This is a genomic window from Pseudomonas sp. 14A (assembly GCF_018132745.1).
Taxonomy (GTDB): Bacteria; Pseudomonadota; Gammaproteobacteria; order Pseudomonadales; family Pseudomonadaceae; genus Aquipseudomonas; species Aquipseudomonas mercuritolerans.
In genome coordinates this window covers 95,120-109,513 of sequence record NZ_JAGRQJ010000018.1, presented here as the reverse complement: position 1 = coordinate 109,513, position 14,394 = coordinate 95,120, and the positions used below count along the sequence as shown (strand labels likewise).

General features: G+C 61.4%; 12 protein-coding genes. 9 read left to right on the top strand and 3 right to left on the bottom strand.

Features of this window, described 5'->3' with window-relative positions; all coding sequences use genetic code 11:
• Positions 1-34: 34 nt before the first annotated feature.
• The 3 genes from PS14A_RS23080 to PS14A_RS23070 all read right to left on the bottom strand — a co-directional run bounded on the left by PS14A_RS23080 (position 35) and on the right by PS14A_RS23070 (position 3,691).
• Entirely contained in the window at positions 35-1,936 is a 1,902-nt protein-coding gene (locus PS14A_RS23080; protein ID WP_024014570.1) for a PhoX family phosphatase, read from the bottom strand.
• A gap of 70 nt (positions 1,937-2,006) precedes the next feature.
• A complete protein-coding gene (locus PS14A_RS23075) occupies positions 2,007-2,771 on the bottom strand; it encodes a TOBE domain-containing protein (RefSeq protein WP_212617302.1) in 765 nt (254 codons plus the stop codon).
• Positions 2,772-2,956: 185 nt separating this feature from the next.
• On the bottom strand, positions 2,957-3,691 hold the full coding sequence (locus PS14A_RS23070; protein ID WP_212617301.1) for a ComF family protein: 735 nt from the start codon (positions 3,689-3,691) through the stop codon (positions 2,957-2,959).
• Positions 3,692-3,782: 91 nt separating this feature from the next.
• Between PS14A_RS23070 and bioB the strand changes: the two genes are divergently transcribed.
• The 9 genes from bioB to PS14A_RS23025 all read left to right on the top strand — a co-directional run bounded on the left by bioB (position 3,783) and on the right by PS14A_RS23025 (position 14,234).
• Positions 3,783-4,838 (top strand): biotin synthase BioB, encoded by a 1,056-nt coding sequence (gene bioB / locus PS14A_RS23065; RefSeq protein ID WP_016772860.1) that lies wholly within the window; start codon positions 3,783-3,785, stop codon positions 4,836-4,838.
• A 160-nt stretch (positions 4,839-4,998) separates the two neighbouring features.
• Positions 4,999-6,177 (top strand): 8-amino-7-oxononanoate synthase, encoded by a 1,179-nt coding sequence (gene bioF, locus PS14A_RS23060; protein ID WP_212617300.1) that lies wholly within the window; start codon positions 4,999-5,001, stop codon positions 6,175-6,177.
• Complete coding sequence (locus tag PS14A_RS23055) at positions 6,170-6,901, top strand: alpha/beta fold hydrolase (RefSeq protein WP_212617299.1); 732 nt, start codon at positions 6,170-6,172, stop codon at positions 6,899-6,901. Before bioF ends, PS14A_RS23055 begins: the two co-directional genes overlap by 8 nt.
• Positions 6,894-7,703, top strand: a complete 810-nt coding sequence (gene bioC, locus PS14A_RS23050; RefSeq protein ID WP_212617298.1) for a malonyl-ACP O-methyltransferase BioC — start codon at positions 6,894-6,896, stop codon at positions 7,701-7,703. The genes PS14A_RS23055 and bioC overlap by 8 nt, the downstream gene beginning before the upstream one ends.
• On the top strand, positions 7,700-8,380 hold the full coding sequence (gene bioD / locus PS14A_RS23045; RefSeq protein WP_212617297.1) for a dethiobiotin synthase: 681 nt from the start codon (positions 7,700-7,702) through the stop codon (positions 8,378-8,380). Before bioC ends, bioD begins: the two co-directional genes overlap by 4 nt.
• Positions 8,381-8,488: 108 nt before the next feature.
• Positions 8,489-8,785 carry a pyrroloquinoline quinone biosynthesis protein PqqE gene (locus tag PS14A_RS23040; RefSeq protein ID WP_071173831.1) on the top strand — a complete coding sequence of 99 codons (297 nt, stop codon included), beginning with the start codon at positions 8,489-8,491 and terminating at the stop codon, positions 8,783-8,785.
• Positions 8,786-9,059: 274 nt separating this feature from the next.
• Complete coding sequence (locus PS14A_RS23035) at positions 9,060-10,865, top strand: phenylacyl-CoA dehydrogenase (RefSeq protein ID WP_024014564.1); 1,806 nt, start codon at positions 9,060-9,062, stop codon at positions 10,863-10,865.
• Positions 10,866-11,057: 192 nt separating this feature from the next.
• A complete protein-coding gene (locus PS14A_RS23030) occupies positions 11,058-12,347 on the top strand; it encodes a GGDEF domain-containing protein (RefSeq protein ID WP_041476719.1) in 1,290 nt (429 codons plus the stop codon).
• Between the two features lie 90 nt (positions 12,348-12,437).
• The gene (locus PS14A_RS23025; RefSeq protein ID WP_212617296.1) at positions 12,438-14,234 is read left to right on the top strand and encodes an acyl-CoA dehydrogenase C-terminal domain-containing protein; all 1,797 of its coding nucleotides are present in this window, start codon (positions 12,438-12,440) and stop codon (positions 14,232-14,234) included.
• The last annotated feature ends 160 nt before the right edge of the window (positions 14,235-14,394 follow it).

Below are 14,394 nucleotides of genomic sequence, written 5' to 3'. Positions count from 1 at the left end.
CTGTGGGAGCGAGCCTGCTCGCGAGAGCGGTTTATCAGGCGCCGACAATCCCGCCGTCTTCGCGGGTAATCGCCATCACCGAAGACCTTGGCTTGCCATTGGGCAGATGCTCGGGGAAGGTCGAACCGCCGTTCTCGCCGGGATGCTGGATGCCGACAAACAGGGTCTTCTGATCCGGCGAGAAGCTGATCCCGGTCACTTCACAACCCACCGGCCCGACCATGAAACGGCGAATCTCACCGGTCGCAGGATCGGCGCAGAGCATCTGGTTGTTGCCCATGCCGGCGAAGTCGCCGGCGTTGCTCGAATCGCCGTCGGTGAGAATCCACAGGCGGCCGGCCTTGTCGAAACCCAGACCGTCGGGACTGTTGAACATGTTCTGCGGGGTGATGTTGGATGAGCCACCCTTCGGCGTCCCGGCATGCACGCCCGGGTTGCCGGCGACCACAAACAGATCCCAGGCAAACGTCTTCGAGGCGTGATCGTTGCGGTCGGTGCGCCAGCGCAGAATCTGCCCGTAAACGTTCTTCTCGCGCGGGTTCGGCCCGCCCACCGGTTGGCCGTCCTCGCCGCGCTTGGCGTTGTTGGTCAGGGTGCAATAAACCTGGCCGTCCTTGGGACTGACAACGATCCACTCCGGTCGATCCATGCGTGTTGCGCCGACGACGCTGGCGGCAAGGCGCGCGTGGATCAGCACTTCTGCCTGATCGGCAAACCCGCTGCTGGCGTCGATGCCGTTCTTGCCGTGGGTCAGCTCGATCCACTGGCCCTGGCCTTTCGGGTGATCAGGGTTGCCGTCGCCGGCGTCGAATTTGGCCACATACAACGTGCCGTGATCGAGGATGTCGCGGTTGGCTTTCTGATTGCGATGGTTGATGCGGTCGCGGCTGACGAATTTGTAAATGAACTCGCCACGCTCGTCGTCACCCATGTACACCACAGCGCGACCATCGTCGGTCTCGGCCAGCGCGGCGTTTTCATGCTTGAAGCGGCCCAGCGCGGTGCGTTTGACCGGAGTCGATTGCGGGTCGAACGGATCGATCTCGACCACCCAGCCGTGGCGGTTGAGTTCGTTGGGGTTCTTGGCCATGTCGAAGCGCGGGTCGTGCGGGTGCCAGTTGATGTCTTTGCTGCTGGCGACAACGCCGTAGCGCTTTTGCGCCGCATCGAATTGCTGCTGGGCGTTGCTGCTGCCGAAGCAGTCGGTGAAGTTTTCTTCGCAGGTCAGATAGGTGCCCCACGGCGTCTTGCCGTTGGCGCAGTTCTGGAACGTGCCGAGGACTTTCTTGCCGTGCTTGTCGGCGGCGGTTTTCATCAAGTCGTGGCCGCGGGCCGGACCGCTGATGCGCAGCGGCGAGTTACCGTGAATCCGACGGTTGTAGCGCGAGCCCTGGACGAATTGCCACTGGCCGTTCTTGCGCTGCACTTCGATCACCGACACGCCTTCGCAGGCCAATGCCTTGCGCACATCCTCAGCCGACTGCGGCATGCCGCCATGCGGATACAGGTAGCGATAGTTGGTGTATTCGTTGTTGATCGCCATCAGCGCGCGGTTCTTGTCGTCCGGGAAGGCGAACAGACTCATGCCGTCGTTGTTGTCGCCGAACTGCACTTCCTGTGCGGCAGCGGTGCCGTTACCGCTCGGATCGAAGGCCGGGCCGTTCTTGTGCAACGGCTGGCCCCAACTGATCAGCACCGAAGACTTGTAGCCCTTGGGCAGGCTGATGGCGTCGGTGGTCGCCGCCGGAATGCTCTCGAAACCGAGCAGGCGGCTGTTGCCGGCGCTGACGCTGGCGGCCATGACGCTGCGGCTCAGCAGGTTGCCGCCGAGGAACATCGCCGCCCCGCACAACGCGCCGGCGCTGATGAAACCGCGACGGCTGAGGCCGACCATTTTTTCCAGGTCAGTGGATTGGTTTTCTTCTAATAGGCTCACATCAGGCTCCCTGCTTGGTTATGGGCAACACCTTAATGCGGGTCGATGACGCTTTTGTGGCAAGTGCGAATCAGAGCGGCGTGCCGATCAGCACGTTGGACGGCGCACATTGCACCTGCACCGCAGACCCCACGCCGAGTTGCTGGTTGCGCAAGTGCAGCGGTTCGGCCAAGGCGCAAAGTGTCTGGCCGTTGGGCAGGGAAATGCGCACCTCGCTGGGGCCGTCCTCGGCATCGAGGATGGCTTCGATGGTGCCGCGCAGGACATTGTGTCCGGGCGTGGCCGGCTGATCGGTGCCGAGCAGTTCAAGCCAGCCAGCCTTGATCAGCGCCATCACTTCGGTACCGATCTGCAATTCCAGATGCACGGTGCTGTCGTGGGTGATCTGTGCCTCCAGAGCAATGCCTTCTGCCAGTTCGAGGCGGATCAGATCGTTGTGCCCCTGCGCCTGAATGGCCGCGACCGTGCCATGCAGCTGATTGCGCGCGCTGGTCCTGAGCATCAGCCGCCCGAGCAGGTCGAGATCACTGGCGTCTTCGGCCGCTTCCAACACCTGTGCCTGCAACGCCTGCAATTTCTGATACAGGCGCAGCACTCGCTCGCCCTCGCTGGACAGTCTGGCGCCGCCGCCGCCCTTGCCGCCCACCACGCGCTCGACCAAGGGTTTCTGCGCCAGGTTGTTCAGCTCATCGATCGCATCCCACGCTGCCTTGTAACTGAGCCCCGCACTCTTCGCCGCGCGGGTGATCGAGCCTTGCTCGGCGATGTGTTGCAGCAGGGCAATGCGCTGCGGGCGGCGGACAATGTGCTGGGAGAGCAGGGTGGGCAGGGACATGGCAGAACGCTTCTGGCTCGGGCGATGAGAGGGACGTTGGCCACTTGCAACGCGCGAGTCAAGTCTGACGCCGAGCCCCTGTGGGAGCGAGCCTGCTCGCGAAAGCGGTTTGACCAACCACAGCTTTGTTGAATGTGACGCCCATTCGCGAGCAGGCTCGCTCCCACATGAGATCTGTATTCGCTTCAGGTACCGGGCTTCGGCGTCCGGGCCAGGCAATACACATCAACCTGCGCCGCACCTGCATTCATCAACAACCGCGCCAGTGCCTGAACGGTCGCGCCCGTGGTCAGAACATCATCCACCAGCGCGAAATGGCGGCCGCTTAGCTCTGCATCAGGCGCCAGCGCAAAGGCATTGCGCAAATTGCGTTTGCGCGCCTTGGCATCGAGATCCTGCTGGGCATCGGTGTCCATGACTCGCCGCAGCACCTGTTCTTCACAGGGCAAATCCAGCGACACACTCAACCAGCGCGCGAGCATCGCCGCTTGATTGAATCCTCGCCGACGCAGTCGTTTATTCGCCAACGGCACCGGTAGCAACACATCGGGTCGCGGCAAGTCCTCGGCGAAGCGATGCTGCAGGTATTGGCCGAGAACGTCGGCGAGCAGGTGACCAAACGGCCATTTCGCGTTGTGTTTAAAGCGCGTGATCAGGCTGTCCACCGGGAAACCATAAACCCACGGCACGGCAACCTGCTCGAAGGCCGGAGGCTCTAGCAGGCACTCGCCGCAAGTCAGGCCATCCGCCGCCAGCGGCAAAGCGCAGCTCTGACAATGGCTGCCGAGCCAGGGCAATTCGGTTTCGCAGGCCTCGCACATTGGCATTTGTGCTTCTGCGGGCTCATCGCACAGCAAACAGGTCTGTACGTTTTTTAAACAGATGTAAACCTGTCCTTGGTATTGCGGTTGACAGCGCATCACTCTTCCTTAAATATGCCGAACATCCGTGTAGCGCCTGTGGATATTCCATTTCCCCCGGCGCCAGCCAAGCATAACCAAGGAATTGCCCATGAGCGCGAGCACCACAGCCACCCTGCGTCACGATTGGTCTCTGGCCGAAGTCAAAGCACTCTTCGTACAGCCATTCAACGACTTGCTGTTCCAGGCGCAAACGGTGCACCGCGCACATTTCAACGCCAACCGCGTGCAGGTCTCGACACTGCTGTCAATCAAGACCGGCGCCTGCCCGGAAGACTGCAAGTACTGCCCGCAGTCCGGGCACTACAACACCGGGCTGGAAAAAGAAAAGCTGATGGAAGTGCAGAAGGTCCTCGAAGAGGCGGCCCGCGCCAAAGCCATTGGTTCGACGCGATTCTGCATGGGCGCGGCGTGGAAACATCCGTCGGCCAAAGACATGCCGTATGTGTTGAAGATGGTTGAAGGGGTGAAAGCCTTGGGCCTGGAAACCTGCATGACCCTCGGCCGTCTCGATCAGGAGCAGACCGAAGCGCTGGCCAAGGCCGGTCTCGATTACTACAACCACAACCTCGACACCTCGCCGGAGTTCTACGGCAGCATCATCACCACTCGCACTTACAGCGAGCGTCTGCAAACGCTGGCCTACGTGCGTGAGTCTGGGATGAAAATCTGCTCCGGCGGCATTCTCGGCATGGGCGAATCGCTGGACGACCGCGCCAATCTGCTGATCCAGCTGGCCAACCTGCCCGAGCACCCGGAGTCGGTGCCGATCAACATGCTGGTGAAAGTCGCCGGAACGCCGCTGGAAAACGCCGAAGACATCGACCCGTTCGACTTCATCCGCATGCTCGCCGTGGCGCGCATCCTCATGCCGCAATCCCACGTGCGCCTGTCCGCCGGCCGCGAAGCGATGAACGAGCAGATGCAGGCCCTGGCATTTTTCGCCGGCGCCAACTCGATTTTCTACGGCGACAAATTGCTCACCACCGCCAACCCGCAGGCGGACAAGGACATGCAGCTGTTCGCGCGCCTCGGTATCCAGCCGGAGGCTCGCGAAGAGCATTCCGATGAGGTTCATCAAGCTGCGATCGAGCAGGCGCTGGTGGAGCAGAAGAGTAGTGAGCAGTTCTACAACGCTGCGGTGTAATAAACCGCGCGCATTGCGCTGAAGGAATGCAAAACCCCTGTGGGAGCGAGCCTGCTCGCGAAAGCGGTTTGGCCGCCAACATCCATGTTGGATGTGACGCCCATTCGCGAGCAGGCTCGCTCCCACAGGGGATCTGTGTCATTTGAAAATCGAGGCCTGCATGTCTTTCGATCTCGCCGCACGCCTTGCTGCCCGCCGTGCCGACAACCTCTACCGGCAGCGCCCGCTGCTCGACTCGCCGCAAGGCCCGCAAGTCGTGGTGGACGGCCAACCGCTGCTCGCTTTCTGCAACAACGACTATCTGGGCCTGGCCAATCATCCGCAGGTGATCGAAGCCTGGCGCGCCGGTGCCGAGCGCTGGGGTGTCGGCGGTGGCGCGTCGCATCTGGTGATCGGCCACAGCAGCCCTCATCACGCGCTGGAAGAAGCACTCGCCGATCTGACCGGACGCCCACGTGCGCTGCTGTTCACCACCGGCTATATGGCCAACCTCGGCACGGTCACCGCGCTGGTCGGGCAGGGCGATACGGTGCTGGAAGACCGGCTCAATCACGCCTCGTTGCTGGACGCAGGCCTGTTGTCCGGCGCGCGTTTCAACCGCTATCTGCACAACGACGCCGAGAGTCTGGCCAAGCGCCTGGAGAAAGCCACTGGCAACACGCTGGTGGTGACCGATGGTGTATTCAGCATGGACGGTGACATTGCCGACCTGCCGGCGCTGGCCCGCGCGGTCAAGGCCAGAGGCGCGTGGCTGATGGTCGACGACGCGCATGGCTTCGGTCCGCTGGGCGCCAACGGTGGCGGCAGCGTCGAGCATTTCGGTTTGAATCAGGACGATGTGCCGGTGCTGGTCGGTACCCTCGGCAAAGCCTTCGGCACCGCCGGGGCCTTTGTCGCTGGCAGCGAAGAGTTGATCGAAAGCCTGATCCAGTTCGCCCGCCCGTACATCTACACCACCAGCCAACCGCCGGCGCTGGCCTGCGCGACGCTGAAAAGCCTCGAGCTGTTGCGCAGCGAACACTGGCGCCGTGAACACTTGCAGACGCTGATTCGCCAGTTCCGCCACGGCGCCGAGCAGATCGGACTGGAACTGATGGACAGCTTCACGCCGATCCAGCCGATCATGATCGGCGATGCCGGGCGCGCCGTGCGACTGTCGCAAATGCTCCGCGAGCGCGGCTTGATGGTGACCGCAATTCGCCCACCGACCGTGCCGGCCGGCAGCGCGCGGTTGCGCGTTACTCTGACCGCCGCCCACAGCGAGGCGCAGGTGCAACTGTTGCTGGAAGGGTTGGCAGATTGTTTCGCCCGATTGTCATTGGAGCCAGGCCATGCGTAATCGTCTGATTCTGCTGCCCGGCTGGGGCCTCGGCGTGTCGCCGCTGGAGCCGCTGGCCGCAGCATTGCGTGGCCTCGACGAACATCTGCAGGTCGAGATCGAACCGCTGCCGGAGCTGGATTCCGCTGATCTTGAAGACTGGCTCGACGAACTCGATGCGCGCATTCCACAGGAAGTCTGGCTCGGTGGCTGGTCGCTGGGCGGCATGCTCGCGTCTGAGTTGGCGGCACGACGCGGTGAGGCGTGCTGCGGGCTGCTCACGCTGGCGAGCAATCCTGCGTTTGTCGCCCATGAGCAATGGCCGACCGCGATGCCCGGCGAGACTTTCGATGCATTTCTTGCCGGTTGCCAGGCCGATCCGCGTACCACGCTCAAACGCTTCTCTCTTTTATGTGCGCAAGGTTCACCAGACGCGCGTGGCTTGTCGCGGTTGCTGCTCGGTGGTGCGCCGGCAGCCGCGCCGACTGCGCTGATGGCGGGTCTGGAGCTGCTTGCGCAACTGGATACGCGCCAGGCGTTGCAGGGGTTTCGCGGCCCGCAGTTGCATCTGTTCGGCGGTCAGGACGCGCTGGTCCCGGCGGAAGCGGCCGGCGCATTGTTCGAGCTGTTGCCGGATATCGAAATTGGTCTGATCGAACAGGCCAGCCATGCTTTTCTGCTGGAAGACCCGCACGGAGTCGCGGGCGCGATCCAGGCTTTTCTTCATGAGTGCGCTGATGACTGACCTGTCCCTTGTGCTGCCTGGGGGCTTGCCCGACAAGCGCCAGGTGGCGGCGTCTTTTTCTCGTGCTGCGGCCAGTTACGACAGCGTCGCCGAGTTTCAGCGTGACGTCGGCACGCAGCTGCTTGAGCGTTTGCCTGGGAGTTTCATGCCGTCGCGGTGGCTCGATCTCGGTTGCGGCACTGGCTATTTCACCCGCGCGCTGGCCTCGCGTTTCACCCAGGGCAGCGGTGTCGCGCTGGACATCGCCGAGGGCATGCTCAATCACGCACGGCCGTTGGGTGGCGCTGAGCATTTCATTGCCGGCGATGCCGAACGGCTACCGTTGCAGGATGCGAGCGTCGATCTGATTTTCTCCAGTCTCGCGGTGCAGTGGTGCGCCGACTTCGAGGCGGTGCTCAGCGAAGCCTTGCGCGTGCTGAAACCGGGCGGGATTTTTGCCTTTGCTAGTCTGTGTACAGGAACGTTGTTCGAGTTGCGTGAGAGTTGGCAGCAGGTCGACGGGTTGGTGCACGTCAATCGCTTCCGCGAGTTCGCCCGCTATGAACAGTTATGTGCCGGCAGTGGCATGCGCATTTTGGCGCTGGAGAATCAGCCGCACGTGTTGCATTACCCGGATGTGCGCAGCCTGACTCACGAGCTGAAGGCGCTGGGCGCGCATAATCTGAATCCCGGGCGGCCGGGCGGTTTGACAGGACGGGCGCGGATTCTCGGGCTGATCGACGCGTATGAGCGGTTCCGTCAGGCGTCGGGGCTGCCGGCAACGTATCAGGTGGTGTACGCCGTGTTGGAGAAACCTCTATGAGCGCAGCCTATTTCATCACCGGTACCGACACCGATGTCGGCAAGACCACCGTCGCTGCCGGATTGCTCCATGCTGCGCGGTCGGCAGGCTTGAGCACGGCGGCGGGCAAACCGGTGGCATCGGGTTGCGACGTCACGCCCAAGGGCTTGCGCAATTCCGACGCCCTGGCGCTGCTGGCCGAATGTTCGTTGCCGCTGACTTATCAACAGGTCAACCCGGTGGCGTTTGAGCCAGCGATCGCTCCGCATCTGGCGGCGTGCGAAGAAGGTGTGGCGCTGACGGTGCAATCGCTGCTGGCGCCAATGCGCGGGATTCTAGCGATGAACGCCGATTTCACCCTGATCGAAGGCGCGGGCGGCTGGCGGGTGCCGTTGGCCGATCAGGACAATCTCTCGGACCTGGCGATCGCACTGAAGCTGCCAGTGATTCTGGTGGTGGGCGTGAGGCTGGGGTGCATCAGTCATGCGTTGCTGACCGCCGAGGCGATTGCCCGCGATGGCCTGCAATTGGCGGGGTGGGTGGCGAATATCATCGATCCGAAAACTTCGCGGCTTGAGGAAAACCTTGCGACCCTGGCCGAGCGCATCCCCGCGCCGTGCCTGGGGCGGGTGCCAAAACTCAAGGCGTTGAGCGCCGAAGCGGTGGCCGAGCATTTGCAACTGGATTTGCTCGATTAAGTTTCTCGCTATGAACAGGCACTGTGCCATTAGTGTTTTTGACGGGCGTTTTGCCGGCGCGTCTGCTTCAATGGCGACCATTGATCCTTTGCAAGGATGAGAGCGACTATGGAAATCTCAGGTAACACAGCTTTTTATGCGGGGCTGAGCTCGATTCAGTCCGGGCAGAACCGCGTCGATCAGGCTGCCAGTCAGATCGCCAATAACACTATCGAACGTTCGGTGACCAGCCAGTCGTCCGAAGTGCAGGTCAATCGCCTGCGCGGTGTGGATCGCGCACAAGAATCGGATCTGACGAGCAATATCGTCGAGCTGTCGCAGGGCAAGATCCAGGCAGAGCTGGGTGTGAAGGTGGCCAAGGCTTCCGACGAAGTGCTCGGGACGATCATCGATACCTTCGCCTGATCGAAATTGTTGTAGACCTCGAAACGCCGCGCCCTGTCGCGGCGTTTTTCGTTTAAGTCCTTCTTGCTCAACTAATCTTTCTTCAACGCTCGTGGCTTGTTTGAAGTCGCGGCGATTTGTCGTCTTCGACATTTGGCAAAACTGATGACGAACGGCAAAAGAACGACGCTTGACAAGATTTCGGCGTAAACGTATGTTTCAAACAACTGTTTGACCGTCACAACAACTCAACACGGTCGTTCATTCCCGGTTACATCAGCAGAGGTTTATCGCTATGCCTGACTACAAGGCCCCCTTGCGTGATATTCGCTTCGTTCGTGACGAGCTGCTCGGCTACGAAGCGCACTATCAGAGCCTGCCAGCGTGCGCAGATGCCACGCCGGACATGGTTGACGCCATCCTCGAGGAAGGCGCCAAGTTTTGTGAGCAGGTACTGGCGCCGCTGAACCGCGTGGGCGACATCGAAGGCTGCACCTGGAGCGAGTCCGGCGTGAAAACCCCGACTGGCTTCAAAGAGGCGTACAAGCAATTCGTCGAAGGCGGCTGGCCAAGCCTGGCCCACGACGTCGAGCATGGCGGCCAAGGTCTGCCTGAGTCGCTGGGCCTGGCGGTCAGCGAAATGGTCGGCGAAGCCAACTGGTCGTGGGGCATGTACCCAGGACTGTCGCACGGTGCGATGAACACCATCTCCGAGCACGGCACCCCTGAGCAGCAGGAAGCCTATCTGACCAAACTGGTCTCCGGCGAATGGACCGGCACCATGTGCCTGACCGAACCGCACTGCGGCACCGACCTGGGCATGCTGCGCACCAAGGCCGAGCCTCAGGCCGACGGTTCCTACAAAGTTTCCGGCACCAAGATCTTCATCTCGGCCGGTGAACACGACATGGCCGATAACATCGTCCACATCGTACTGGCGCGTCTACCGGATGCACCGGCTGGTACCAAAGGCATCTCGCTGTTCATCGTTCCAAAGTTCCTGCCAAACGCCGATGGCACCATTGGCGCGCGCAACGCAGTGAGCTGCGGTTCGCTGGAACACAAGATGGGCATCCACGGCAACGCCACCTGCGTGATGAACTTCGACGGCGCCACCGGTTACCTGATCGGCCCGGCGAACAAAGGCCTGAACTGCATGTTCACCTTCATGAACACCGCTCGTCTCGGTACCGCGCTGCAAGGTCTGGCTCACGCCGAAATCGGCTTCCAGGGCGGTCTGAAATACGCTCGTGATCGCCTGCAAATGCGCTCGCTGACTGGCCCGAAAGCGCCGGACAAAGCCGCTGACCCGATCATCGTCCACCCGGACGTGCGCCGCATGCTGTTGACCATGAAGGCGTTCGCCGAAGGCAACCGCGCGATGGTGTACTTCACTGCGAAGCAGGTCGACATCGTCAAATACGGCGTCGATGAAGAAGAGAAGAAGAAGGCCGACGCGCTGCTGGCGTTCATGACCCCGATCGCCAAAGCGTTCATGACCGAAGTCGGTTTTGAAGCCGCCAACCACGGCGTGCAGATCTACGGCGGCCACGGCTTCATCGCCGAGTGGGGCATGGAGCAGAACGTTCGCGACAGCCGCATTTCGATGCTGTACGAAGGCACCACCGGCATCCAGGCTCTCGACCTGCTCGGCCGTAAAGTGCTGATGACTCAAGGCGAAGCTTTGAAAGGCTTCACCAAGATCGTCCACAAGTTCTGCCAGACCAACGAAGGCAACGAAGCCGTCCAGGAATTCGTCGCGCCACTGGCTGCACTGAATAAAGAGTGGGGCGAGCTGACCATGAAGGTTGGTATGGCGGCCATGAAAGATCGCGAAGAAGTCGGCGCGGCCTCCGTGGACTACCTGATGTACTCCGGTTATGCCTGCCTGGCCTACTTCTGGGCTGACATGGCGCGTCTGGCTGCGGAAAAACTGGCTGCCGGCACCAGCGACGAGGCGTTCTACACCGCCAAGCTGCAAACCGCGCGCTTCTACTTCCAGCGCATCCTGCCGCGTACCCGTACGCACGTGGCCACTATGCTGTCGGGTGCTGGCAACCTGATGGACATGAAAGAAGAAGACTTCGCGCTGGGCTACTAAGCCTTAACGCAGTCTGACGAAAACCGCTGCTCCCGTTAGGGGGGCAGCGGTTTTTTTATTGGCGGATCGCTCAGATAGTCGAGCTTCCGGCCGTTACAGAGACCGTGTGTGATCTGGATCACATTGTATGGGCTTGGCCGCACTTTGCAGGCACAATGCCATCTCTTTGCTATGACGGGTCGGAGCTTACCCTTGCCGCGTTCTTCCGCTGTACGTTTCAGCCATTTCCTGCCATCACTGCTGTTATTGCTTGCGGGGCTGGCGGCTGCGTATGTCAAAGACCTCAGCGTGTTTTTCACGTCCCTGTTCAACGTCCTGCCGACCCTGGTCCTGCTGCTGGGCGGGGCGTATTGCGCGGTGTATCGGCGTCAGCGCGAACTGTTTCTGATGCTCACGGTGTACATCGCCTACTTTCTGCTGGACACCCAGACCGATTTCTACCGCGACAACGGCAAGGTTCGCGAAGACGCTGCGGTGGTGTTTCATCTGGTCTGCCTGCTGCTGCCGTTGTTGTTTGGATTATTCGCCGCATGGCAGGAACGAACCCATCTCTTTCAGGACATGGTTGCGCGGTTCGCTGTGCTGCTGGCATTCGGCAGCGTGGCGCTGGGCCTGGAGCAAAGTTACCCACAGGCGCTGCTGCTGTGGCTGTCGGAGATTCGCTGGCCGGCGCTGCATGGCGCATGGATGAGTCTGATCCAGTTGTCCTATCCGGTGTTCATCTCGGCCTTCCTGCTCCTGGCCTGGCAATACTGGCGCAACCCGCGTCCGCTGCACGCGGCGCAACTGGTCGGCTTGCTCGGGGTGTTCTGGATGCTGCCGAAGACCTTCATTCTGCCGTTCACCCTGAACATCATGTGCAGCCAGGTGATGCTGATGATCGCCGCGGCGGTTGCGCATGAGGCCTATCAAATGGCCTTCCGCGATGAGCTCACCGGTCTGCCGGGCCGTCGCGCGCTCAACGAGCGCATGCAGCGTCTGGGGCGCAACTATGTGCTGGCGATGAGCGATGTCGATCACTTCAAGAAATTCAACGACACCCACGGCCACGATGTCGGTGATCAGGTCTTGCGTCTGGTTGCGAGCAAGCTGTCGAAAATCAGTGGCGGCGGTAGGGCGTATCGCTACGGCGGTGAGGAATTTGCCTTGGTGTTTGCAGGCAAAACCCTTGAGGAGTGCATGCCGCACCTGGAAGTGATTCGTGAGTCGATCGCTTCCTACAGCATTCAGTTGCGCAACCAGGAAAACCGCCCGCAGGACGACCAGCAAGGGCGCCAGCGCCGCAGCGGTTCCGGGGCGTCGGCAGTGTCGGTGACGGTGAGTATCGGTGTCGCCGAACGTGTCGAGCAGCGCACTCCCGAAGAAGTGCTCAAGTCCGCCGACCAGGCGTTGTACAGCGCCAAGGGCGCCGGGCGTAACTGCGTCATGGCATTCGGGCAGAACCGCCGTGGCGCGGTGCGCATGGACACTGCTGCGGGTTGAGTGATGACGGCGCATTCAGCGCCTGTACAGTGATTGTCGCGCGTGATGGCCAGCAGTAGGTTTGAGGAATCTGCTGACGGAGAAGCCACCATGCCCGAGTACAAAGCTCCCCTGCGCGACATGCGCTTTCTGATCGATCACGTCTTCGACTTCCATACCAGCTACGCCAGTCTCGGCGCGCATGACGCCAGCCCGGACATGATCAGCGCGATCCTCGAAGAAGGCGCGAAGTTCTGCGAGAACGTTCTGGCCCCGCTCAATCGCAGCGGCGATGAAGAGGGCTGCCATTTCGACAACGGTGTGGTGACAACGCCTACAGGCTTCAAGCAGGCCTTCGCACAATATGTCGAGGGCGGCTGGCACGGTTTGGCGGCTGATCCGGCTTACGGTGGCCAAGGGTTGCCGAGCTCGCTGGGGCTGGTGATCAGCGAAATGGTCGGCTCCAGCAACACGTCCTGGGGCATGTACCCCGGCCTGACCCACGGCGCTATGTCGGCGATTCACGCCCACGGCACCGCCGAGCAGAAAGACACTTACCTGAGCAAACTCACCGCCGGCCAGTGGACCGGCACCATGTGCCTGACCGAAGCCCACTGCGGCACTGATCTGGGCATCATCAAGACCCGCGCGGTGCCACGGGCCGACGGCAGCTACGCGATCACCGGCAGCAAGATTTTCATTTCCGCCGGCGAGCATGACCTGAGCGACAACATCATCCATCTGGTCCTGGCCAAGCTGCCGGACGCACCGGCCGGAACCAAGGGCATTTCCCTGTTTATCGTGCCCAAGTTTCTGCCCGATGCAGCAGGCGAAGCGGGTGAGCGCAATGGCGTTTCCTGCGGCTCGATCGAGCACAAGATGGGCATCAAGGCTTCAGCCACCTGCGTGCTGAACTTCGATGCCGCCACCGGTTACCTGATCGGCGAGCCGAACAAAGGCCTCAACTGCATGTTCACCATGATGAACCACGCGCGCCTCGGCACTGGCATGCAAGGGCTGTGTCTGGGCGAGGCGAGTTTTCAGGGCGCGATCAAGTACGCCAATGACCGCCTGCAGATGCGCGCGCTGACCGGCGCCAAGGCTCCGGAAAAACCTGCCGATCCGATCATCGTCCACCCCGATGTGCGGCGCATGTTGCTGACCATGAAAGCCTTCAACGAAGGCAACCGCGCGCTGACCTATTTCACCGCGCAGATGCTCGATGTCGCGCACCTGAGCAGCGACGCCGAGGCGCGTCAGGAGGCCGAAGACCTGTTGGCGTTCCTCACGCCGATCTGCAAGGCGTTCATGACCGACACCGGGCTGGAAGTGACCAACCACGGCATGCAGGTGTTTGGCGGCCACGGTTTCATTCGCGAGTGGGGCATGGAGCAACTGGTGCGCGATTGCCGGATTGCGCCGATCTATGAGGGCACCAACGGCATTCAAGCGCTGGACCTGCTTGGGCGCAAGGTGCTGGGCAGTCAGGGCAAGCTGCTGCGCGGCTTTACCAAAATCGTCCACAAGTTCTGCGCAGCGAACGCCGACCATCCCCAACTGGGCAGCTTCGTCGCGCAACTCAACGGGCTCAATCAACAGTGGGGCGACCTGACCATGAAGGTCGGCATGGCCGCCATGAAGAACCCGGACGAAGTCGGTGCCGCATCGGTCGATTATCTGATGTACAGCGGCTACATCATCCTTGGCTACCTGTGGCTGCGCATGGCGTTGGTTGCCCAGGCACAGTTGGAGGCGGGCGAGGGTGAGGCTGATTTCCTCAAAGGCAAACTGGCGACGTGCGAGTTCTACTTCAAGCGTTTGTTGCCGCGCACGGCTGCGCATCAGGCAGCGATCGAGGCAGGCAGTGATTGTTTGATGAATTTGCCCGCGCAGGCGTTTGCTTTATAGGGCAGATCAAAAGATCGCAGCCTTCGGCAGCTCCACCGGATCGCGTTTTGTCTGAAGGAGCTGGCGAGGTTGCGATTTTTTGTGGTGACTAAAAATAACAAATCAGTCACCGGTTGACCCTATGTGTCGCAAAAGTTGTTGAGGTACACTCGGGCTCAAC

What these genes read in the sequence shown, in the direction of transcription:
- PS14A_RS23070 (WP_212617301.1), bottom strand. Translation starts at nt 3,691, where the DNA reads ATGCGCTGTCAACCGCAATACCAAGGACAGGTTTACATCTGTTTAAAA.
- PS14A_RS23055 (WP_212617299.1), top strand. Translation starts at nt 6,170, where the DNA reads ATGCGTAATCGTCTGATTCTGCTGCCCGGCTGGGGCCTCGGCGTGTCG.
- bioB (WP_016772860.1), top strand. Translation starts at nt 3,783, where the DNA reads ATGAGCGCGAGCACCACAGCCACCCTGCGTCACGATTGGTCTCTGGCC.
- PS14A_RS23035 (WP_024014564.1), top strand. Translation starts at nt 9,060, where the DNA reads ATGCCTGACTACAAGGCCCCCTTGCGTGATATTCGCTTCGTTCGTGAC.
- PS14A_RS23025 (WP_212617296.1), top strand. Translation starts at nt 12,438, where the DNA reads ATGCCCGAGTACAAAGCTCCCCTGCGCGACATGCGCTTTCTGATCGAT.
- bioC (WP_212617298.1), top strand. Translation starts at nt 6,894, where the DNA reads ATGACTGACCTGTCCCTTGTGCTGCCTGGGGGCTTGCCCGACAAGCGC.
- bioF (WP_212617300.1), top strand. Translation starts at nt 4,999, where the DNA reads ATGTCTTTCGATCTCGCCGCACGCCTTGCTGCCCGCCGTGCCGACAAC.
- bioD (WP_212617297.1), top strand. Translation starts at nt 7,700, where the DNA reads ATGAGCGCAGCCTATTTCATCACCGGTACCGACACCGATGTCGGCAAG.
- PS14A_RS23075 (WP_212617302.1), bottom strand. Translation starts at nt 2,771, where the DNA reads ATGTCCCTGCCCACCCTGCTCTCCCAGCACATTGTCCGCCGCCCGCAG.
- PS14A_RS23040 (WP_071173831.1), top strand. Translation starts at nt 8,489, where the DNA reads ATGGAAATCTCAGGTAACACAGCTTTTTATGCGGGGCTGAGCTCGATT.